General features: G+C 41.6%; 21 protein-coding genes. 6 read left to right on the top strand and 15 right to left on the bottom strand.

The window, feature by feature from the left end; all coding sequences use genetic code 11:
- Window positions 1-91 precede the first annotated feature (91 nt).
- Complete coding sequence (locus GDK41_RS09405; protein ID WP_152086168.1) at window positions 92-2,053, bottom strand: FAD-dependent oxidoreductase; 1,962 nt, start codon at window positions 2,051-2,053, stop codon at window positions 92-94.
- A gap of 209 nt (window positions 2,054-2,262) precedes the next feature.
- Here GDK41_RS09405 and sppA point away from each other — a divergent pair, with 209 nt between their 5' ends.
- Together sppA and ansA are read left to right on the top strand one after the other, a co-directional pair.
- Window positions 2,263-4,182: a signal peptide peptidase SppA gene (sppA, locus tag GDK41_RS09410; RefSeq protein WP_442960188.1), complete on the top strand. Its 1,920-nt coding sequence runs from the start codon at window positions 2,263-2,265 to the stop codon at window positions 4,180-4,182.
- Between the two features lie 58 nt (window positions 4,183-4,240).
- Window positions 4,241-5,251, top strand: a complete 1,011-nt coding sequence (ansA, locus tag GDK41_RS09415) for an asparaginase (protein WP_152086169.1) — start codon at window positions 4,241-4,243, stop codon at window positions 5,249-5,251.
- Window positions 5,252-5,319: 68 nt separating this feature from the next.
- Here the strand turns inward: ansA and gndA are convergent, their stop codons facing one another.
- Window positions 5,320-6,693, bottom strand: coding sequence for an NADP-dependent phosphogluconate dehydrogenase (gene gndA, locus GDK41_RS09420; RefSeq protein ID WP_152086170.1), 1,374 nt, complete (start codon window positions 6,691-6,693; stop codon window positions 5,320-5,322).
- A 441-nt stretch (window positions 6,694-7,134) separates the two neighbouring features.
- On the opposite strand from gndA, the gene pyk reads away from it, so the two are divergent.
- Window positions 7,135-8,568 (top strand): pyruvate kinase, encoded by a 1,434-nt coding sequence (gene pyk, locus GDK41_RS09425; RefSeq protein WP_152086171.1) that lies wholly within the window; start codon window positions 7,135-7,137, stop codon window positions 8,566-8,568.
- Window positions 8,569-8,598: 30 nt separating this feature from the next.
- Here pyk and GDK41_RS09430 read toward each other — a convergent pair whose 3' ends face one another.
- The 6 genes from GDK41_RS09430 to GDK41_RS09455 form a co-directional block, all read right to left on the bottom strand.
- Window positions 8,599-9,423: a LytR/AlgR family response regulator transcription factor gene (locus GDK41_RS09430; protein ID WP_152086172.1), complete on the bottom strand. Its 825-nt coding sequence runs from the start codon at window positions 9,421-9,423 to the stop codon at window positions 8,599-8,601.
- Complete coding sequence (locus tag GDK41_RS09435; protein ID WP_152086173.1) at window positions 9,423-10,493, bottom strand: sensor histidine kinase; 1,071 nt, start codon at window positions 10,491-10,493, stop codon at window positions 9,423-9,425. The genes GDK41_RS09430 and GDK41_RS09435 overlap by 1 nt, the downstream gene beginning before the upstream one ends.
- A 141-nt stretch (window positions 10,494-10,634) precedes the next feature.
- Window positions 10,635-12,191: a SulP family inorganic anion transporter gene (locus GDK41_RS09440; protein ID WP_152086174.1), complete on the bottom strand. Its 1,557-nt coding sequence runs from the start codon at window positions 12,189-12,191 to the stop codon at window positions 10,635-10,637.
- 130 nt (window positions 12,192-12,321) lie between these two features.
- Window positions 12,322-12,780 carry an Lrp/AsnC family transcriptional regulator gene (locus GDK41_RS09445; RefSeq protein ID WP_152086175.1) on the bottom strand — a complete coding sequence of 153 codons (459 nt, stop codon included), beginning with the start codon at window positions 12,778-12,780 and terminating at the stop codon, window positions 12,322-12,324.
- Window positions 12,781-12,851: 71 nt separating this feature from the next.
- Entirely contained in the window at window positions 12,852-13,493 is a 642-nt protein-coding gene (locus GDK41_RS09450) for an MBL fold metallo-hydrolase (RefSeq protein ID WP_152086176.1), read from the bottom strand.
- Between the two features lies 1 nt (window position 13,494).
- Entirely contained in the window at window positions 13,495-15,285 is a 1,791-nt protein-coding gene (locus tag GDK41_RS09455) for a M14 family metallopeptidase (protein WP_152086177.1), read from the bottom strand.
- A gap of 146 nt (window positions 15,286-15,431) precedes the next feature.
- On the opposite strand from GDK41_RS09455, the gene GDK41_RS09460 reads away from it, so the two are divergent.
- The gene (locus GDK41_RS09460; protein WP_152086178.1) at window positions 15,432-16,259 is read left to right on the top strand and encodes an SDR family oxidoreductase; all 828 of its coding nucleotides are present in this window, start codon (window positions 15,432-15,434) and stop codon (window positions 16,257-16,259) included.
- A 75-nt stretch (window positions 16,260-16,334) separates the two neighbouring features.
- On the opposite strand, the gene rplT is transcribed toward GDK41_RS09460, so the two are convergent.
- The 4 genes from rplT to thrS form a co-directional block, all read right to left on the bottom strand.
- Window positions 16,335-16,694: a 50S ribosomal protein L20 gene (gene rplT / locus GDK41_RS09465; protein ID WP_152086179.1), complete on the bottom strand. Its 360-nt coding sequence runs from the start codon at window positions 16,692-16,694 to the stop codon at window positions 16,335-16,337.
- A 15-nt stretch (window positions 16,695-16,709) separates the two neighbouring features.
- Window positions 16,710-16,910: a 50S ribosomal protein L35 gene (gene rpmI, locus GDK41_RS09470; RefSeq protein WP_070985175.1), complete on the bottom strand. Its 201-nt coding sequence runs from the start codon at window positions 16,908-16,910 to the stop codon at window positions 16,710-16,712.
- A 183-nt stretch (window positions 16,911-17,093) separates the two neighbouring features.
- Window positions 17,094-17,654, bottom strand: coding sequence for a translation initiation factor IF-3 (infC, locus tag GDK41_RS09475; protein WP_152086180.1), 561 nt, complete (start codon window positions 17,652-17,654; stop codon window positions 17,094-17,096).
- Window positions 17,655-17,710: 56 nt separating this feature from the next.
- Window positions 17,711-19,621, bottom strand: coding sequence for a threonine--tRNA ligase (thrS, locus tag GDK41_RS09480; RefSeq protein WP_152086181.1), 1,911 nt, complete (start codon window positions 19,619-19,621; stop codon window positions 17,711-17,713).
- A 255-nt stretch (window positions 19,622-19,876) separates the two neighbouring features.
- Here thrS and GDK41_RS09485 point away from each other — a divergent pair, with 255 nt between their 5' ends.
- Both GDK41_RS09485 and GDK41_RS09490 read left to right on the top strand, forming a co-directional pair.
- Complete coding sequence (locus GDK41_RS09485; RefSeq protein ID WP_152086182.1) at window positions 19,877-20,881, top strand: endonuclease/exonuclease/phosphatase family protein; 1,005 nt, start codon at window positions 19,877-19,879, stop codon at window positions 20,879-20,881.
- A gap of 63 nt (window positions 20,882-20,944) precedes the next feature.
- Window positions 20,945-21,391: a DUF3010 family protein gene (locus GDK41_RS09490; RefSeq protein WP_152086183.1), complete on the top strand. Its 447-nt coding sequence runs from the start codon at window positions 20,945-20,947 to the stop codon at window positions 21,389-21,391.
- A 24-nt stretch (window positions 21,392-21,415) separates the two neighbouring features.
- Here GDK41_RS09490 and GDK41_RS09495 read toward each other — a convergent pair whose 3' ends face one another.
- The 3 genes from GDK41_RS09495 to GDK41_RS09505 are packed head-to-tail and all read right to left on the bottom strand — an operon-like array spanning window position 21,416 to window position 22,554.
- Window positions 21,416-21,964, bottom strand: a complete 549-nt coding sequence (locus tag GDK41_RS09495; RefSeq protein ID WP_152086184.1) for a hypothetical protein — start codon at window positions 21,962-21,964, stop codon at window positions 21,416-21,418.
- Window positions 21,965-22,013: 49 nt separating this feature from the next.
- Window positions 22,014-22,256, bottom strand: a complete 243-nt coding sequence (locus GDK41_RS09500; RefSeq protein WP_152086185.1) for a DUF2164 domain-containing protein — start codon at window positions 22,254-22,256, stop codon at window positions 22,014-22,016.
- The gene (locus GDK41_RS09505; protein ID WP_152086186.1) at window positions 22,246-22,554 is read right to left on the bottom strand and encodes a hypothetical protein; all 309 of its coding nucleotides are present in this window, start codon (window positions 22,552-22,554) and stop codon (window positions 22,246-22,248) included. The genes GDK41_RS09500 and GDK41_RS09505 overlap by 11 nt, the downstream gene beginning before the upstream one ends.
- Window positions 22,555-22,558: the final 4 nt, after the last annotated feature.

Consider the following 22,558-nt stretch of genomic DNA (forward strand, 5'->3'; position numbering starts at 1 on the left):
TGCGGCCTATCTAATAATTCATGGATAATGATAACTAGTCTAGACCGCTCTAAGCTTTTGTTTATTGCAAATTAAATTCAATTAGTAATGCTTAAATCAAACGCGCTGCTTGTAATGCTTCGTAAATCGCGCGCTTAGCATCAATGGCGCTGGCCAATTTTGCCCCACCTATAACATGATGATTTGCTGGCAAACTCTCTTTGTCGAACAGCTGATCATTTGATACTTGGCCGATACAAGCGATCACGGTGTCAACGTCTAGCAGTTTCTCTTCTCCGGCTTGTTTTATCAACAAGCCCTTATTAGAGAACGCAAGATACTCACACTCAGCTATTTGCTCTACACCATGCTGCTTAGCGACTTGACGATGGATCCACCCTGTAGTTTTACCAAGATCACTACCAAAGCGACCGGCACTGCGTTTTAACATATAAAGCTGTCTAGGATCTCTTATTGGTTGCGGTTCACATTCTATGCCCCAATGGTGTTTAAATTCATCTATTGACTGCTCAGGCTTTTCAGCTAAAAAAGCAACCATGTCAAAACCTATTCCACCAGCACCTAGAATAGCAATTTTATCTCCCAATTCGACATCTCTGCGAATGACCTCATCATAAGCAAACACACGCTTACCATCAGTACACTCTATTTTTGATTGCCTCGGACTTACACCTGTTGCAAACACGACATCGTCATATTCATTAGACATCGTATCTTCATACGGCGTATTAAGCTCGATGTTAACTTTCAGTCTTGACAATTCTGATAAGTAGTAAGCCAATGTTTTTTTGAAGTCTTCTTTACCGGGGATCCGCATCGCTAAGTTAAATTGGCCGCCTGGCTCAGCGTTTTTATCGATAATTCTGACCTCATGCCCTTTGGTTGCCAAATAGTAACCCGCTGACAAACCCGCAGGACCCGCGCCAACAACTAGCACGCGTTTTTTATTTTTGGCTTTCTCTAGTGGATAGTCTAATTCATAACCCGCCTGAGGGTTGACCAAACACGTCGCGCGTTTATTTTTAAACACATGGTCCAAACAGCCCTGATTACAGCCAATACAGATATTAATTTGTTCGCTGTGATTTGCTGCATACTTATTAAAAAATTCAGGATCTGCCAATAACGGTCGAGCCATCGAAATCAAATCTGCCTCTTGGCTGTTTAAGATATCATTAGCGATGTCTGGTGTGTTAATGCGGTTAACCGCGATAACAGGTATATCAACCACATCCTTTAAACGTTTGGACGCTTCTTTAAACGTGCCCGGTGGCACCATACTGGCGATGGTTGGTACACGAGCTTCATGCCACCCAATTCCAGTATTTAAAATATCAACTCCTGCGGCTTGCAGCGCTTTAGCTTGCTGTGTTACTTCGTCAGGTGTCGAGCCATCGGGGATTAAGTCCATTACTGAGAGTCTAAAGATGATCATAAATTGTTCAGACACTGCGCTGCGCACTGCTTTTACAATCTCAACAGCTAAACGCATTCGATTTTCTAACGTACCACCATATTCGTCATCGCGCTTGTTTGTATGGTTCGCCATAAATTCATTAATGAGATAACCTTCGGAACCCATAATTTCCACACCATCATACCCTGCCTTTTCAGCTAATTTAGCTGAATGAGCAAAGTCTTTGATGGTACTTCTAATCATACCTTTTGACATTGCTTTGGGTTTGTATGGGTTAATCGGTGCTTTAATTGCACTCGGCGCCACGTTAAATGGATGGTAGGCATAACGCCCTGCATGCAACAATTGCAAACAAATTTTGGCACCATGTTTGTGTACTGCATTGGTATACGCTTTGTGTTTAATCACATCATATAATGAGTTGAACGATGATGAGATAGGGGTCAATTTGCCACGCAAATTTGGGCTATAACCGCCAGTAATTAGCATACCAGTGCCACCTTTGGCTCTGGCTTCATAAAACGCACTCAGCCTTTTTCTATTATGCCAACCTTCTTCCAATCCTGTATGCATCGAACCCATCACTAAACGGTTTCTTAGCGTCGTGTGTTTTAATTCTAATTGTTTTTCTAACATTACCTGCCCCATTTAACTGGTCTAACCTGTGCAACATTAACAATTTTTTTCAAATTAGCAAGCATCAGTGCTTTTAATTTAACTATTTACCACTGATGAGCATACGTAAACCCTATATATAACAGTTAGATTGAGCATTTTTCAGCCAACCAGTAAAGTTTAAATACTTCGTTACGTTTTTGTGGTAACACAGCAATTCAAACTGAGTTATGATAAATGAATATGATAGTCGCAGTTGTTTTTGGGGATTAATTTTGAATCTGATTGGTAAATTTTTTAAAGCCTTATGGCATGGCCTGAACTTCTCACGCCGATTAATATTAAACTTGGTGTTTTTCGTCATTATCGTTGCTGCACTTATCGCGGCGTTCAGTAGTGATGAAAAAATAACCGTATCAGACAACAGCGTATTACGCCTTAATCTAAATGGTTTTTTAGTTGAAGAGCTGACATATGTCGACCCTCTTGATGCCGCACTTAAAGACTTGCAAGATAACGGCGATCAACCCAACGAGATATTACTTGACGACGTCTTGCAGGTAATTCGCCGTGCGGCGCAAGATGACAAAATACAGGTACTGTGGCTTGATTTAGAAAATCTATACGGCGGACACTTAGATAAACTTGAAGTTATCACCCAGGCAATCGATGAATTTAAAGCTGCTGACAAAAAGGTTATTGCTCATGGTGCATACTATTCGCAAGCTCAGTACTATTTAGCCGCGCACGCAGACACCATTTCTTTACACCCATATGGTGGTATTAAAATTAAAGGCTTTGCTTCTTATCCCATGTATTTCAAAGATGCGTTAGACAAGCTTAAAGTAACTCCTCATATTTTTCGCGTTGGCACGTACAAATCAGCCATAGAGCCACTTATTCGCAACGATATGTCTGACGCAGCAAAAGAAGCCAACCGCTTATGGTTAAGTGAACTTTGGCAACAATATAAAACCGAGATCAGTGAAGCACGCCAGTTTGAACTTGATAACTTTGATGAAACACTTGATAGCTATCAAGCTAAAATTCAAGCGGTTCAGGGTGATTTTGCACAATATGCGCTTACGAATGGTTGGGTTGATGAGCTTAAAACAGACCAACAACTACAATCTGAACTTATTGAGCTGGTTGGCTACGATAGTAGTGGTAAAACCTTTAAACAAATCTCATTTTACAAATACCTTGATATGATCAAGCCACCCGTTAAATTTGCAAACCCAGTGTCTGAAAAAGTTGCAGTGATAGTCGCTCGTGGTGCAATAGAAGATGGGAAACGTAAAGCAGGGAAAATTGGTGGCGACTCTACAGCAGCGCTACTGAAAAAAGCACGCCTCAACGATAAAGTAAAAGCCGTTGTATTACGCATAGATTCTGGTGGCGGTAGTATGTTTGCATCAGAAACAATCCGTAATGAGGTGTTAGCTATTAAAGCGGCAGGTAAACCAGTTATTGCTTCAATGGGTTCAGTCGCCGCTTCGGGTGGTTATTGGATAGCAGCATCAGCTAATGAGATCTGGGCTGCACCAAGCACAATTACAGGCTCTATAGGGGTATTTGGTGCTATCTTAACCTTCGAGAATTCACTAAAAGAGTTGGGGATCCACTCAGACGGAGTATCAACGACAGAACTCAATTCAGTGTCTATTGCACGTGGTGTTGACCCGCAAATTAAAGATATTTATCAGTTAAGCGTTGAGAACTCCTATGACAAGTTCATTTCTCTTGTCGCTAAAGAGCGCAATATGGATAAAGCTGCCGTGGATAAGGTTGCACAGGGCCGCGTTTGGACTGCTACGCAAGCTAAAGAGTTTGGCCTAATAGATAATTTAGGTTATAAGCAAGATGCGATTGAAGCAGCGGCTAAGCTTGCTAATCTAGACTTCTATGACGTTATCACGATTGAACAAGAACTATCTGAGAAGGAGCAGCTGCTAAGACAAATTTTTGGCTCAGCTACTGTACAGTCAATGCTTTCAAGCGCATCTGACAACTCGATGATGAGTGTATTGACAAGTGGCTACCTATCGCCAATTACCTCACAAGTAAAACAAAACTTGTCTGTGCTGAATCAATTTAACGATCCAAGCGGTACATATGTGCGCTGCTTAGTCTGTGAAGTGACTTTCTAACTGCCAATGTGATGCTGCAGTTGGTATACTTAGCCCAGAATATATTCTGGGCTTTTTTATGAAAAGAAAAAAAATATACATCGCTTATACTGGCGGCACCATCGGTATGAAGCAATCAAGTCGTGGCTATATCCCAGCCGAAGGTTATCTCACAGAAACAGTGAAAAATAATGCTGAATTCACAAGAGAAGAAATGCCTTTATTCGACATCCACGAATATTGTCCTTTGATAGACTCTTCAGATATGTCTCCGCTACATTGGCAAATGATTGCCGATGACATTCAGGCTAAATACGAGCAATATGATGGGTTTGTGGTACTACACGGCACAGATACCATGGCATACACAGCATCAGCGCTGTCATTTATGTTTGAAAATTTAACTAAGCCTGTAATTGTGACCGGCTCGCAAATCCCATTATCTCAATTACGCTCTGACGGCCAGGTAAACTTACTTAACGCCATGTACTTAGCAGCCAACTACCCTATTGCTGAGGTCAGTTTATTTTTCAACAACAAATTATTTAGAGGTAATAGAGCAACAAAAGCACATGCCGATGGCTTTGATGCGTTTGCCTCCCCAAATCTACAAGCATTGGCTCAATCTGGTATCAATATTCAGTTAAAAGAAGGCAAGCTTAGTCCATACGTAGAGCAGGCATTGCGTGTGACAAGCGTTGTTCACCAGCCTATAGGTATACTATACCTTTATCCCGGGATCAGTGATGAAATCATCAACAGCGTTATTAACAGTAATATAAAAGCGTTGATTTTATTAAGCTTTGGAGTAGGAAATGCCCCTCAGCAGCCCAATTTTCTTGCATCGCTAAAAGCAGCAAGCGAACGAGGAGTAGTCATCATTAACTTAACGCAATGTATTCAAGGGCAAGTTAATATGGGCGGTTATGCTACGGGTAATGCACTGCTCAATAGTGGTGTACTCAGTGGGTTTGATATGACTCTTGAAGCATGTATTGCAAAATTACATTACTTATTCAGCCAAAAACTTGAACTAGAAACAGTCAGGCATTTAATGCAAGATAACTTGCGCGGAGAGCTGACGAGATAACGCAGTGATGCAAATAAAACAGCCGACAAAAAGTCGGCTGTTTTTAGTCATTTATCATCCCCGTTCGATTAACGCACTTTAGCGTCAAGCTCAACCAAATCAGTTAAATGGCATGTCTCACCACTGTGCGTTTTTATTCCATGCTCACCAAAGTAATCACGCTGAGCTTGAACTAAATGCCCATTACTAGGTGTACTCAGCGTAGCAATATAAGTTTGCGTTGAAGTAAGCACAGGAAACGCTAGACCGCTTGCAACAGCAAGGCCAGTTACCTTGCGAAGCGAGCTAGCTTCTTTTTCTAACGTGTCAATAAACTCAACACCTTGTGCAATATCATCTAAGTAATCGGCACGGATAATACAACCTGCACGCCACGTTTGCAGCGTTTTGGCTAAATCCACTTTCCACTGATGCGCACGAGATGCCCCTTTTATCAACGCAAGGCCCTGTCGATAACACAGTAAGCTAGCAAGATAAAATGCTTCTTTTAGTTCCTCTAAATCAACGTCGATTGCAACTGTTGCTTTGCTTGCATACGTCATTTCTTTCGCTGCGTGGGTGTCAATCGTATTAGTTAAATGCCTTGCTTGCACGGCAGCAACCAAAGATGGAACAGCAATACCCAACTCTAAGGCATTTTGTGCAGTCCAAAGCCCAGTGCCTTTAGCGCCAACTTTATTATCAATTAAGTCAACTAGTGGCTCTGAGTGCTCCGTTTCTAGACTCAGAATATGACTTGAAATAGATAATAAATAGCTATTCAAGCTGCCTTGCGACCACTGTTCAAAAATAGCTGCAACTTCTTTAGTCGTGCGCCCCGTACCATGGCGCAACAGTTGGTAGGTTTCAGCAATAAGCTGCATCAGCGCGTATTCAATGCCATTGTGGACCATTTTTACGAAGTGACCACTGGCTGACTGACCTACTCGTGCAAAACACGACTCGCCATTATAACTAGCGGCTACTTTCTCAAACCATGGCTCGACACGCTCCCAGCCACCTTCTGAACCACTTGCCATCATTGCAGGACCATGACGAGCACCTTCTGCACCGCCTGAAATTCCCATCGTGGCAAACTCAAACTTGTTTTGATATTTCAGCTTTCGAGCAATACCATCTTTGTAATTGCTGTTACCGCAATCAACTATAATATCTTCTTTCGAAACGCCCGCTTCAATTAGGTCGCTACACACCCTATCAACAAGCTCCCCAGCAGGAACCAACAACAGGATCGAACGTGGCGACTCAAGGCGCCTAACCATATCACCGAGATCTGAAACTATATGTAAACGCTCGGCCAAGCCCAGTGATTGAGCACAGCTTATTAGCTCAGCGCCTGCGTCGGGGTTGGTATCATAGGCAACTAATGTTAACCCCTTTTCAATAAGATTCAGCGCGAGGTTTTTACCCATCACACCCAAACCAACTAATGCAACTTGCATTTAGTTTCCTCCTCGGTAACTACAATATTGTGAGTATTTGTATTTCTTGGTCATTATACCCCAGCTAAGCTAAGATGCTAAATTATGCGCAAAGACTCATTCGATATCACAATAAGCTCTCGTAAAAGCGCTCAAACAGTGTTGAATTTGCTAGAAGTCTGCAGCAAAACTTTGTTGAAAAAGTACAAAAAGCACTCACAGGTAAACTTTTTGCCAACGGTATCAGTGATTGACCTACACTGACACCGGTGTCATAATGACGTCATACAGATCATATAATTTAATCTAGTCGTTAAAAAGCCTTTTGAGGTAATTCTTTGCGAACTAGCGTAATTTGCAACAAATACGTCTGATAAAAGATTTGATTTGCGAACAAATGATGTTGTAAAAGATTAGTATAAATAACATAACCCTATGGATATAGGCCTACAGGAGATCCTGATGCTTAGACGCACAAAAATCGTAGCCACACTTGGACCGGCAACTGATAGAGATAATAATTTAGAAAAAATCATCCAAGCTGGCGCCAATGTGGTCAGACTTAACTTCTCCCATGGTGTTGCACAAGATCATAAAGATCGTGCACAAGCGGTACGCACTATCGCGCAAAAGCTGGGTAAGCATGTAGCAATCTTAGCTGATCTACAAGGTCCGAAGATCCGAGTTTCTACTTTTAAAGAAGGCAAAGTGACTTTGGAAGTTGGCGCCAAGTTCACACTGGATGCCAAAATGGAAAAGGGTCAAGGAACCGTAGATGCAGTTGGTATCGACTACAAAGAATTGCCACAAGATGTGAGTAAAGGTGATCTATTATTACTTAATGATGGCCTGATCCAACTTACGGTTGATAATGTTGAGGGCCATTTAGTACATACAACAGTTACAGTTGGCGGTGTGCTTTCAAACAATAAAGGTATCAACCGTTTAGGCGGCGGATTAACCGCACCAGCTTTTACTGAAAAAGACAAAGAAGACCTAATTACTGCGTCGGAGATTGGCGTTGACTATATCGCTGTTTCGTTTCCTAGAAGTGGAGACGACATGCGCTACGTTCGGTCTCTAGCAGAGAAAGCAGGGTCTAATGCGCAATTGCTTGCAAAAATTGAACGTGCTGAAGCCGTTGAAACACAAGAAGCGGTCGATGACATAATACTTGCGTCTGATGCCGTTATGGTTGCCCGTGGTGACTTAGGCGTTGAGATTGGCGATGCAGCATTGGTGGGTAAGCAAAAGCTGATCATCCGACGCGCTCGCTCACTGAACCGCACAGTGATTACAGCAACACAAATGATGGAATCGATGATTGATAATCCGATGCCAACACGTGCTGAAGTAATGGACGTTGCTAACGCCGTATTAGACGGGACTGACGCTGTAATGCTATCAGCAGAGACAGCTGCCGGTGATTACCCAGAAGAAACTGTAGCAACCATGGCTAGGGTTTGTTTAGGTGCCGAGTCTCAGCCTGAGGTACACGTATCAAAACATCGTTTAGATAGCATGTTTGCGGATACTTCCGAAACACTTGCTTTATCAGCCATGTATGCAGCAAATCACCTAGATAGCGTTAAAGCAATTGTGGCGTTAACCGAGTCAGGCAAAACAGCTAAACTTATGTCACGTATCAGCTCAGGTTTACCCATCTACTCGCTATCGAGACATCAATGCACACTGGGCCAAACTGCACTATATCGTGGTGTCTACCCTGTGTATTTTGATTCTACTAAATGCTCTGATGAAACTATGGTCCGCGATGCACTTAACACACTTGTTAAAGCAGGCTCGCTAACAACAGGCGACACGGTAATACTAACTCATGGTGATGCCATGGAAACAATTGGCGCAACGAACACAATGAAAATTGTGACCGTTTAAGCCTATCTAGCTAGACATCTGATTAGCTGTCTAGCTTGCTAATGCCGCTTTTACTTTATCTCGGTAACTGCGGCTTACTTTCAGCTCTTGACCGTTATCTAACACTAATAAGTACTCACCACTGCTTTGTGTGACCAGTTTGCTAATTTGTTTAGTATTAACAATAGCAGAGCGATGAACACGCACAAATAGCGCCGGATCAAGCTCCTGTTCCAATTCTTTCATCGTCTTACGAAGGATATGCGTTTGTCCATCGCTACAATGCAAGCACATGTAATCACCAGCCGCATCTACCCACTGAATAGACGCTGTTGAGACGCGAATGATTTCTCCTTGTTCCTTCACTGCTAGTGACTCTGGATACTTTTTATCGACTAGGGTGTCTCCCGTGGCAAGCTTTTTCAGGATCTCTTCGCAATTATTTCCTGTTATCCCAGCCACAAAGCTGGCAAGCTTTTTCTTGTGTACATTGTCTTGTTGTGTTTTTAAATAACTTTGCACTTTCTCCACCGCCTTTTCTAGTCTGTTGTCATCAACGGGTTTTAAAATGTAGTCCAAGGCATGAATTTCAAACGCTTGAACTGCATATTGGTCAAACGCAGTCACAAATACGATTGCTGGCAACGGCTTAACACTTTCACTCAAAGCCCTTGCTACTTCAAATCCATTCATTCCTGGCATTTGGATATCTAAGAAAACTAAATCTATATCTTGGTTCTTACACGCGTCGATTGCTTGTTGCCCGCCTGCACATAGTTCTACAACCTCAACTTGTGAAAACGATTTGAGACGTACAGCCAAACCTTTTCTAGCCAACGGTTCGTCATCGACAATCAATGCTTTAATCTTGCTCATTACTTCTTAGCCTTCTCAAATGGAACGCGAATATTCACTTTTAAACCACTCGGTTCATTGTGCGACAGCACGAATGAATAATTATTTTCGTACAACGTTTTTAATCTATCTATGGTATTTGCTATACCAACACCTTGGGCATTTTGCAGCTGCCCTTTATTTAACTCAGCTCCTGGACCATTATCACCCACTTCCAATAGTAATTCATTGGCGAAAACTTGTGCTTTTATTTCTAGCTTACCGCCTTCTGATAAATGAGCAATGGCATATTTGATAGAATTTTCAATCAATGGCTGCAATATCAAACTTGGAACCAGCGCTTGTTTCGCTTCCTCACTTACATCAATATCGATAGACAAGCGTTCATCAAAGCGGACTTTTTCAATTTCTAAATAAAGCTGCAAAGCGTGTAACTCTTGTTCCAGCGCAACTTTTTTTATAGGGTCGGTGTTAAGGGTATAACGCAAAAAGTCGCTAAGCCTAGCAACCATTTGATTAGCATCTTTATTTTCTTCAACCAAAATGAGGGTTGAAATGGCATTCAGAGTATTAAATAAAAAGTGTGGATTTAACTGATAACGAAGCATTTTAAGCTGTGCTTCATGTGCCATAGTATTCGCTTTGAGCGCTTTTTGGCGTTCGCTTTGTAGTAGCTGATAGTATTTGATCCCAAAATATAAGCCACTCCAACAAAGTACAATATAAACTGAATCTAATCCCTGTTGCAGGTAATAAAACCACTCTTCTGGACGATAACCATGGCGATAGATTTCCCACAAATTGAACTTTTGTACTACTGCCCATAAAGTTCCTGTCACGTAAGATGCGCCAAACACGACCAAAATTAACACCCAAGGCGATGCGTTCCATATTTTTCGATACAGATACCTAAGCGGGACAGTCATCAAGCATCCAGCATACGCATTCAGTACAATTACAAACACGTAAATATCACGCATTTCAAATACTTTTGAACCGATATAATTTACTAGTGCGTAACCAAACCAGCCTGCTATCTGTAACACCCAAAAAAAACGTTGTCGATTATCGACCAGAGCTTGCCATTTCAAAAGTGTATTAATCTCCTCATATTACATTCTGATTATATCTCAGTGCTGCTTTGTGGATCACTGTAAATGGTCCTAGTTTTTTTTCATTCCAGCGCAAATAAAAAAGGGCACCGAAGTGCCCTTTTATCTCAATAATATGCTCTAAGCGAGTTTATCCGACGCGACTTTATATTTAGGGTCTTCAATAACATTCACTTCAACAAGGTCTTTTGCCTTTTCTAATAAGTCCCGACAATCTTGACTTAAATGACATAAATGCAACGTTTTACCTGCTTTAGTATATTTTTCAGCAAGATTATCAATCGCCTCAATGGCGCTATGATCAGCCACTCGGCTGTGTTTAAACTCTATAATGACATCATTCGGATCACTATTTACATCAAACAAATCAGCAAAATTCTTAACCGATCCAAAAAAGAGTGGGCCATGTAACTCGTAAACCTTGGACCCTTCGTCGTCAATATAATTGCTAGTATAGATATGCTTAGCATGCTCCCAAGCAAATACCAGCGCAGAAACAATGACACCGACACACACAGCAATTGCCAAATCGGTGATAACGGTGACACCTGATACTAATACTATTACGAATGCATCCGTTTTTGGTACGCGTCTCATAAGTCGGAAGCTTGACCACTCAAACGTCCCCAAAACGACCATAAACATTACACCAACTAGCGCAGCCAGTGGGATCATTTCAATTAAACTCGCGGCAAATAAAATAAAGCCCAATAGCAACAACGCGGCAGTAATACCAGACAACCGGCTGCGTCCGCCTGAGTTAATGTTAATCATAGATTGGCCGATCATTGCACAGCCACCCATTGCACCAAATACACCACAGGTCATATTTGCGGCACCTTGGCCAATACATTCGCGATTGCTATTGCCACGGGTTTCGGTGATTTCATCAATTAAGGTCAACGTCAGCAGAGACTCAATCAACCCTATCGCAGCAAGTACCAGTGCATAAGGGAAAATAATAGTGAATGTTTCCCAATTAAATGGCACCACGGGAATATGGAACTCAGGGAAGCCACCAGCAATGGTTGCATCTACATTGCCAGACATGTCCTTTAAGTAATCAAGTACTGTTCTCGTATCTAAATCTAAGCCTATTACCAAACCTGTAACGACCAGAATTGCCGCCAGTGACGATGGTATTGCGGTCGTGACTTTAGGAAGAAAGTGAATAATAAACATGGTTAAAGCAACCAAGCCTAACATGATGTACATGGGGAAGCCTTGCATCCATTCTAAGCCACCTTGGCCATCTGATACTTTGAATTGACCCAGTTGAGCAAGAAAAATAACTATTGCCAGACCATTTACAAACCCCAACATAACAGGGTGAGGCACCATGCGGATAAACTTACCGAGCTTAAACACCCCCGCTAAGACTTGCAGTATTCCCATCAACAGTACCGTGGCGAATAAGTATTCGACCCCATGCTCAACGACCAAGCTGACCATTACCACGGCTAGTGCGCCTGTTGCACCCGAGATCATACCTGGACGACCGCCGAAAATTGACGTAATCAAACCAACAATAAACGCAGCATATAAGCCGACTAAAGGATCTACTTGCGCAACAAACGCAAATGCAACCGCTTCTGGAACCAAGGCAAGCGCCACGGTTAAACCAGATAAGATGTCATTCTTAGCAGAGCTTGGCGCCTTGCTGATTAAATTAAACATTCACATCCTCATGTTTTTACAACGAACAGAAAAGCGCTGGATTTTAACAAAATACAGCGCTTTAAACAAATTAGATGTCAATATTATAGACGAAGCTGACTAGGACTTTATGACAAGCAGCCGCATTATTTTATAATGGCAATGCGGTTGTTCTTTTTACGCAGGTCATCGTTACGTTAGAATGTACCTCTTGAACATACTCAAGATTAAGTAAGTTGTCTCGTACAAACAGTTCATAACCTTCGATACCTCGAGAAATGATACGTAACATAAAATCCATAGTTCCAGCCATCGTGTAGCACTCGGTTACTTCATCATAACTCATGATCAGCTTTTCAAATTCAGCCAAATTACTTCGACCATGATTCGACAAGCGCACATGCGCATAAACCAACATATCGAAACCCAGCTGCTTTTCATCCAATAAAGCAACTTTGCCTTTGATATAACCGTCTTGCTCTAGTTTAGCAATGCGACGCCAGCACGGTGATTGAGATAGCCCAACTTTATCAGCTATTTCCGCAGTAGAGAGGCTTGCGTCTTGTTGTAATAGTGCCAATATTTGGCGATCAACCTGATTTAATGACATTGTTTTTTCTTTAATTTTAAGCTAGAGGAAAAAATTATACATGCAGACAATGCTTTTGTCCGCCCCTTTAGTTAACCAAACCGTCCACTTACAAATGGGTTATTTTGCTTTTCGTATCCAATTGTTGTGTTTTCACCATGCCCTGACAACACGACAGTGTCATCAGGTAGGTTAAATAACTGCTCAAGTATAGACTGCTTTAATTGCGCCGCATCTCCCTTTGGAAAATCGGTGCGTCCAACTGAGCCTCTAAACAAGACATCCCCCACTAAGACTTGTGATGATGCCTGATTATAAAACACCACATGTCCTGGTGTATGTCCAGGACAATGCAAAACCTCTAATGACATATTCCCGAGGCTTATCTGTTCTTTATCCTCAAGCCAACGGTCAGGATAGAATGCTTGTTTTGGCGCAAAGCCAAACATTTGTGACTGCATCGGTAGCGCATCAAACCAGAACTTTTCATCTTTGTGTGGTCCGATAATATCAACCTTTAATGCTTTTTTAAGCTCATCAGCAGCGCCGACATGATCAAGGTGGCCATGTGTCAATAAAATAAATTCAATATCCAAATTCTGCTGCTTGAGTTGCGAAAGTAACTTATCTACATCGCCACCTGGGTCAACAATTGCGCTTTTTCCGGTATGCTCACAAGTTATAAAGCGTGCGTTTTGCATAAACGGTGTTACGGGTACAGTTATCACTTTCACCCTATTGCTCCTTAAACGACATAAGAATCGGATACTTTAAATATGCATTATCATAATAAGGTGTCTGTGCATAAAGCCATTCCATACGCGCCTTTGGGTCACTCGCAAACGTTTTATCTTCGCGTATTTTACGGTCAAACTCTAACGCCATTGCAGGATTCTCTTTTAACATAGAACGGGCAAAAGGTTCTAATGCATAATTTTCAACATACTCCGTGCGTTGAAAAATCGTATTAAACTCCCCCCAACTAAAAAACGAGTCAGGTGCTTGCGGGTGCAACAGGTGTGTAGCCAATTCTCCACGCGCTTGCTGTGTAGGCACTTTATACCATCCAGCTAAATCGACATCGTCAACTGCCACAAGGCGAAACGATGCATCTACTCGAAAGCGCCCTTCAAAAGGCTGTTTAGCAAAGTCATGTTGCTCTACGAGAGCTTGTTTTAATTTTGCATTGTTTTTTAACTGGCCGCCGATCTTTTGTACCTCAATCCCATGTATCTTTAGATTTTCAATAATATGTGGGTAAGCTGGGGGAATGTAAAAATACTCAGGAACATCCACTTTAAGCGCGATGTCTTTTTGCCAGAATATCGGCAGCGCTTCGTAATCAAGGGCCTTGCCTAAATACTTTGCTTCTTTTTGCCCTGAAATAGCACTGTCAAAATGTTTGTAAGCAACACCTTTGAAGGTAATAAAATCAGGTTTTTCAGCATAGTTTCTTTTAACTACTAATTGTTTTGGAACTTGACTCTGCTCATAGGCAATGGCTTCTTCAAGCTCTCTATGGTGCTCAGACAGCGCAGAAATTAAACCATCGTATAGCACGTAAGTACCCAAAACACGCTGCTTATAAGGCTTCAATGAGTGGTTTTCAACCAAAATAGTTGGCACCCCAGCCAAATCTCCCCACCCATTTGAAAACCTTGGACCAGCTACCCAACCTGCAATCCCCTTTTTAAAATCTCTTTTATCCATCGCAAACACGAGCGGCCCTGGAATATGCCCATGTTCACTCAGTTGACCATCAATCATGGGCTTAATTTTAGACTCAAGCACTCGCGCGATGGCAGGTGACTCACTGGCAAATTCAGGAGTAAACCCATACGTAATATCATATTGATAATCAGCACCATCCGTCACATGCACATCTAAATAAAGTTGAGGCGCATATTGCTCAATCACTTTTAATACAGCGCTTACTTCAGGCGTATCAAGCTTGGTGTAATCTCGATTGAGATTCAAGTTGTTAGCATTGGTTCTAAAGCCCATTTCAACCGGCCCACGCTGGTTTATTCGGTTATACCGACTACGTCTTTCATGACCATCGACATTCAAAATTGGAATAAACAAAATGTTGACTTTACTAAGCAGATCACGACGTTTGCCCAAGGCGATATCTCGAAGCATCATAAAAGCAGCATCTTTGCCGTCAATTTCACCTGCGTGGATACCAGCTTGGATCAGTAGCGTTGGTTTATTATTATTTTTCAACATGGACGCTGAAAATTGGCTCTGCTCCGAGGCAATCAACATTTTTATTGCTCTTCCAGAGCGGCTAAAACCGATATCAACCGCCTTAAATTGAGTTGGATTGGCAGCAACTAACCGTTCAACAAACGCCATTGTTTGTTGATAATCTGGTGAGTCCGCCCCTTCGCTCAACTCAAAGTAAGTTGTCAAAGGGCCTTTTGTTTGCATTAACTGCTCACTTTTTCCTTGCCATGGAATTAACGGAGGTAGATGAGCGTTTAATGACAAGCCTGCTGTTAACATAATCATGCTTGCTATCATTTGAATTTCTCAATTTTCAGCTTAGATAGCGCAATTATATCAATATTTTAGTTTACATCTTACAATGTGCGGTGATTCAACAAAAATATGCAGCTAATAACATAACTTACAACAAATAGGACAATACACTGTCCGTGAAGGCGTTTATGACAAAATCAATTCTTATTACTGGATGTTCAACGGGCATTGGATATTATTGTGCTCATGCCCTTAAAAAAGCAGGATTCAATGTAATTGCATCATGTCGAAAAGTGTCAGATGTAGGAAGACTCAGAGATGAAGGCCTACAGTGCGTTCAAATTGACTTGAGTGATGAGTCAAATATTGTGCGCGGCTTCAACGAAGCTCTCGAACTTTGTAATGGCAGGCTCGATGCACTTTTTAACAATGGTGCATACGGTCAACCCGGTGCAGTAGAAGACCTGCCGACTGAAGCATTACGCCAACAATTTGAAGTTAACCTGTTCTCGTGGCATACACTAACAAACCTCGCGGTAAAACACATGCGCCAACATGGCAGTGGCCGCATTATTCATAATTCATCGGTGCTAGGCCTCGTCGCCTTGCCATTTCGTGGTGCATACAATGCAAGCAAATTCGCACTCGAAGGTTTAACCGATACTATGCGAATGGAGCTTCAAAACACCAACATCCAAATTAGTCTGATAGAACCAGGCCCAATCACCTCAAAGTTTAGAGAGAATGCAAAACATGCGTTTGTAAATAACATTGATATTCCATCAAGCCCTCACGAACAAGACTACAATGCACAACTGAAACGATTAGAAGCCGAAACATCGCCACAACCTTTTACACTAGGACCAGAAGCCGTGTATAAAAAGCTCCTCCACGCTTTAACTGCGAAAAGAGCCAAGCCCCGATATTATGTCACTTTCCCAACTTACTTTATGGGCTATTTAAAACGAATGCTGAGCACTCGTTGGTTAGACAAAGTATTAATTAAAAATCGTTGAATGAATTAGTATTTCTACTGAGATCAAAAAAAGGAGCCATAGGCTCCTTTTTTAGGGATAAGCTTTTAGCGCTTATTAAGCAGCTAGACCGTCTTTCGCTTTAGCAACTAGTGCTGCGAAAGCTACTTGGTCATATACTGCGATATCCGCTAGGATCTTACGATCGATTTCAACAGATGACTTTTTAAGACCATCGATGAAACGGCTGTAAGAAAGGCCGTTTTGACGTGCTGCAGCATTGATACGCGCAATCCATAATTGACGGAAAGTACGTTTCTTAGCGCGACGGTCACGGTATGCGTATTGACCTGCTTTAGTTACTGCTTGGAAAGCTACGCGATAAACACGTGAACGTGCTCCGTAGTAACCTTTAGCTTGCTTTAATACTTTTTTGTGACGTGCACGTGCGATAACACCGCGTTTAACTCTTGCCATTTCTGATATCCCCTATTAAGCAAATGGTAACATACGGTCGATAAGACCAATGTCGTTTTTGTGAACCATAGACTTAGCACGTAAGTGAAGTTTACGCTTAGAAGACTTTTTAGTCAGAATGTGACGTAAGTGCGACTGTTTACGCTTATAACCGCCTGAAGCAGTCTTTTTGAAACGCTTCGCTGCGCCTCTGTGTGATTTTAGCTTATAAGCCATTGCAATAACTCCAAATGTATTGCTTTTAACCAATGTAAGTAGGCGGACGTTACCATCGCTTTGAAGGCCTAACTTACAACCAAATCCGGTGAAGGTACTACCCTTTCTTTAAAACCGGTTAATACAGGTGGCACCAAGGCACTTTAAACCTGTATTAAATTCGCGCGCATTATGCCGTGTTTATTACTTTTTAGCAATAGGTGACATCATCATAACCATCTGACGCCCTTCAACTCGATTAGGGAAAGATTCAACAACAGCTAAATCTTCTAAGTCAGTTTTAACACGGTTAAGTAATTCGATACCAATTTCTTGGTGAGCCATTTCACGACCACGAAAACGAATTGTGATTTTAGCCTTGTCGCCCGCTTCTAAGAATTTTCTAAGGCTACGTAGCTTAACTTGGTAGTCACCTTCATCTGTGCCTGGACGGAACTTGATCTCTTTAATTTGGATCTGCTTTTGCTTTTTCTTTTGTTCTTTTTGTAATTTTGCTTTTTCAAAAAGGAACTTACCGTAGTCCATCACCTTACAGACAGGAGGTTCAGCATTAGGACTAATCTCTACTAGATCCACCCCGGCTTCATCAGCAATCGCTTGAGCTTCTTTCAACGACATAATGGCCGCTTCCTGACCTTCTACGCCAGATAAGCGAACTTCTTTCGCAGTTATTTCTTCATTGATACGATTTTTTTGAGCTGTAGTTTGCCCTTTTTTTCCGCCTCTAATGGTACGTTCCTCCAAGAAAATCAAAATTGTTGCGTGTGGTCATCTTGTTTTTAATGCCACACGCAGGTTTATTATTGTCGATGTTTAATTTCTTCACTGATCTTAGCGATAAAATCTTCGACAGAGAACTTGCCAAGGTCTTCACCTTTGCGCGTTCTCACTGCTACTTCTTGCTGTTCAACTTCTTTATCGCCAACAACAAGTAGGTAAGGTATACGTTTTAAAGTATGCTCTCGAATTTTAAAGCCAATCTTCTCATTTCTCAAGTCAGCACAGGCTCTAATTCCAAGTTTATTTAACTTTTGTACAATTTCATGCACGTAATCAGCCTGTTTGTCGGTGATATTCATTATCACCACCTGTTTTGGTGCTAACCAAGTTGGGAATAGACCCGCATACTCTTCAGTTAGAATACCAATAAAACGCTCAATCGAACCTAAAATTGCACGGTGGATCATGACAGGTGTTTTACGTTCGTTATTTTCCGCTACGTAAGTTGCACCTAAACGACCAGGCAATGCAAAGTCTAGCTGTACTGTACCACACTGCCACGCACGCTCTAAGCAATCATACAAAGTAAATTCAATTTTAGGACCATAGAACGCCCCTTCACCCGGTAAATACTCAAACTCAATGTTGTTAGCTTTAAGTGCCTCAGCAAGCGCAAGCTCTGCCTTATCCCACATTTGGTCTTCACCAATACGTTTTTCTGGGCGCGTAGACAGTTTTACAACTATTTTTTCAAACCCAAAGGTTTCGTATGTGTCATAAACCATCTTAATACATGATGAGACTTCATCCATGATCTGTTCTTCAGTACAGAACACGTGCGCATCATCTTGTGTAAAACCTCTTACACGCATCAAGCCGTGCAATGCACCAGATGGCTCATTACGGTGACAACACCCAAACTCGGCCATACGCAGCGGTAAATCGCGGTAAGATTTCAAACCTTGGTTAAATATCTGTACATGACCGGGGCAATTCATTGGCTTAATTGCATATTCGCGCTTTTCAGATTCAGTGGTAAACATCGCATCTGCATACTTGTCCCAGTGACCTGACTTTTCCCAAAGCGCTCGGTCCATCATCATCGGACCTTTTACTTCTTCGTAGTCGTACTCTCGTAACTTTTCACGAACAAAATCTTCTAACTCGCGGTAGATACTCCAACCGTCATTGTGCCAAAACACCATGCCAGGCGCTTCTTCTTGCCAATGCCAAAGATCAAGTGCTTTACCAATTTTACGGTGATCACGCTTTTCAGCTTCTTCAAGACGCTTCAAGTAAGCTTTAAGCTGTTTTTTATCTGCCCATGCTGTACCGTAAATACGCTGTAACATCTTGTTTTCAGAGTTACCACGCCAGTATGCACCTGCCACTTTCATTATTTTAAAATGCTGACAGAACTTCATGTTAGGCACATGCGGACCACGACACATATCAACGTATTCTTCATGATGATAAAGACCAGGTTTATCATCTTTGCTGATATTTTCGTCTAAGATCTCAATTTTATAAGTTTCACCACGCGCTTCAAAAGCGTCGCGTGCTTCTTGCCAAGAAACAGTTTTCTTAACAACATCATAATTCGTTTTTGCAAGCTCTAGCATGCGCTTTTCAATGGCATCTAGGTCTTCTTGTGTCAATGAATGCTCTAGGTCAATATCGTAATAAAACCCATTGTCGATAGTTGGACCAATTGCCATTTTAACTTCAGGGAACAATTGCTTGATCGCATGACCGATAAGGTGAGCACAAGAGTGGCGGATGATCTCTAAACCATCTTCATCTTTCGCTGTAATGATTTCTAAGTTTGCATCTTCGCTGATGATATCGCACGCATCAACACGCACACCATTTACCCGGCCAGCAATAGTTGCTTTTGCAAGGCCTGGTCCAATATCTTGAGCAACTTGTAAAGTTGAAACTGGGTTTTCAAAGACACGCTGACTGCCGTCAGGAAGCGTAATAATTGGCATGATAAATCCTATTTACAGTGGTGATACCTACAATGCATCACGTGTACTAAATTAATTAATATAAATAATGAATGCCCAACAACGCTTTTACGAATAAGCATTGGCGCCGGCAGCGATTTAGCATACCGTGTGCTTGGGGACTTCCAAACCGAACGGTATTTTGACTGTGCACGTGACGAAATTCAAGGGAAAGACTAAAATTGATACATAAATTATTAAATTTATACACCTTAGTGCATTATACAAGGTTAAAACATGACTAAACAAACTCGCTATTGCTTTGCTTCTTTGAACTTACTTAACTTTGTCGCACCGCCGTATTCTTTTTATCAACCTCATGAGCTATACAGCGAATCTCAGTGGCAGTCCAAAACGCAATTTATCACCGGGCTCATTGAACACATTGACCCAACGGTAATCGCATTTCAAGAAGTATTTAGTATTGATGTGTTGAAATCATTGTGTCACAACTTGGGGCTCAATTATTTCGCAACTGTAGATACACCTCTGGCTGATGCAATTTACCCCAACGTGTTATTCAACCCAGTAGTTGCGATTGCCTCTAAAGTGCCTTTCAAACAAGTTTCAGCTTTAGAGCCTTGTCCGGAAATACTGGAGTATTTAAACAATCAACAGCAATTTCGCTTTAATCGCACTCCGGTGAAGTGCCAAATCGAATTAGAGGGAATTGGAGATATTATCTGTTATGCGGTACACCTCAAGTCACAGCGTGTGCTATCAATGGCACATATGTTTTCAGAGCAATCGCAGGATGATCCGTTGCTACTTATGCTGCAACAAACTGTTGGCGCTATGCAGTCGCAAATATCTCGCTCACTTGAAGCCTCAATCATCTATTATGATGCATTGAAAACACAACGAGAGCAAAACTGTGCAACACTGGTTATGGGTGATTTCAACGACAATATCAATAGCCCTGCACTGTCGTTTTTAACTCAAGATTTTCCCGCCCAAGTTAATGAACTAAAGCAGTTTGACAGTGTTGGATTATTCGATAGCTTTACTATTTCAGATAATGCACATACTTTCGAGAGTAAACCCGCGACACATTACTATCAAGGCGCAGGAAATATTCTCGATTATATTCTTACCTCAGAGCATTTTAACCCTAACAAGCATTCTAATGACGTTAAGTCGGTTTTTTACCGCAATTTCGACGCACATTTAGACCCACAAAGAGATGAAGAAGATATTCGCTACTCAGATCACAGTGCTATCGCTATTGAGATTAAGGTGTAAGCTTTAGCTTTGAGTGTGACATTGCTATAATTTGCCGATAACACAATAAATTGGAAACAAATAATGAGAACATGTGGTGTTGAGATCACCGGTAGCGAAGTGTTACTGTGCTTGCTGACTAAAGAAGATGACGTTTTTGATATCAGAGATATTCGCCAAACTCGCTTCACCCTAGCAAATGTGGGACAAGATACAGAGCAGATGCGCAAATTTCAATTCGATTTTGAAAAGTTACTGGCGGATTATCAAGTCGACTCTGTTGCCATTCGTCAACGTGCACCTAAGGGCAAGTTTGCGGGCAGTGCCACAGGCTTTAAAATGGAAGCAGCCATTCAACTAATTGAAGGGATCGATGTACGCCTGCTATCAAGCACTGAGGTCAAAGAGCAGTTGAAACGAAACCCATTGCCAATCGATTTTGAAGACACCGGTTTAAAAAAGTATCAAGAAAATGCCTTTGTTAACGCTTACGTCTACATCATGAAAAAAACGTATCGGCCTGACGAATAAAAGTATCGATACAAAAAATCCGGCTTAAGTCGGATTTTTTGTATAGTAATGATCCACCGAAAACGCGTAACAAACTTTAACTAAAAATAATCCTGCAACTAATTGATACCACCATGGTAGGCCCAAACTAAAAATTAATACTAAGCCAGTAAAAACCACCAACATAGCAATAGACCGCTGTAGAGAATGCCGAAATAACAAGTTCAAAACACATGCGCTTACGATCACGTAAGTCCAAATATAAACAGCTTGCAATAGAGATTGCTCAAATAACACAGCTACCGCGAGTAAGTGGATATGAATTACAATAAATATCCACCGAGATTTCGCACTTCGAGCATAATATTGGTTCGTACCTCGCGTAAAATTAGCAGCTGCACCGGCCACTATATCTATAATGATTAATTCTCCAAGCGCATACTGCCACCACGAATATGTGTGCTCTGGCATCTGATAATGCATTAAATAGAAGATAAGTACAGAGCCTACAAGCGTAAAAATCGCGATAGCATACAGCGCAGACTTACTCTGTTGTTCTCCAAGTACATCATGTAGAGATTTTGGTATTTCCATATACGACTCTCCAGTTGCTTAATATCAATTAATCAAATATTAGCAGAGCTTAGTATTTTTCCAATTCGTAAAGTCTGTCACTTAATGCGTCAAAGTGCTGCTCCAGATGAGCTTTTGCGTCATCGAGCGCTTGATTATAAATTTGTTTGCCAATTTGCTCGATAAAAAAGTCGACCATAAATGCAGCATCAAACTGCGCTAAATCGAGTCCATTATTATCCAAACAATACTGCTGGGTTTGCACTACCAGCTCATCATGAATTTGTGGGGCTAACTTTATCTTACGACTCATGCTCAAGCTCTTTTTGATATAACGAGTCAGAAACTGCTTTTAAATCAACGTGCTCAATAAATCCATCGCTTAGCGTTAAAATAGCATTTAAGTTATTTTTAAGCTTATCTTTTTGCAGCTCACCGGGTTTAAGCGCAGTTTGTAACAAATGCAGTGCCATGTCGGCAAGCAACAAACGCTGCTTCTGTGGCCAATCAGCATCGTTCACCCCAGCTGGGTGCTTGAGTATCGCTTGTTCAACATCATCGTGAATACTCCAGCTCATTGTTAAAATATCTTGTACTTGTTGTTTGTCCATTTCC

It is taken from the genome of Pseudoalteromonas sp. A25 (assembly GCF_009176705.1).
In the GTDB taxonomy this organism is placed as follows: Bacteria; Pseudomonadota; Gammaproteobacteria; order Enterobacterales; family Alteromonadaceae; genus Pseudoalteromonas.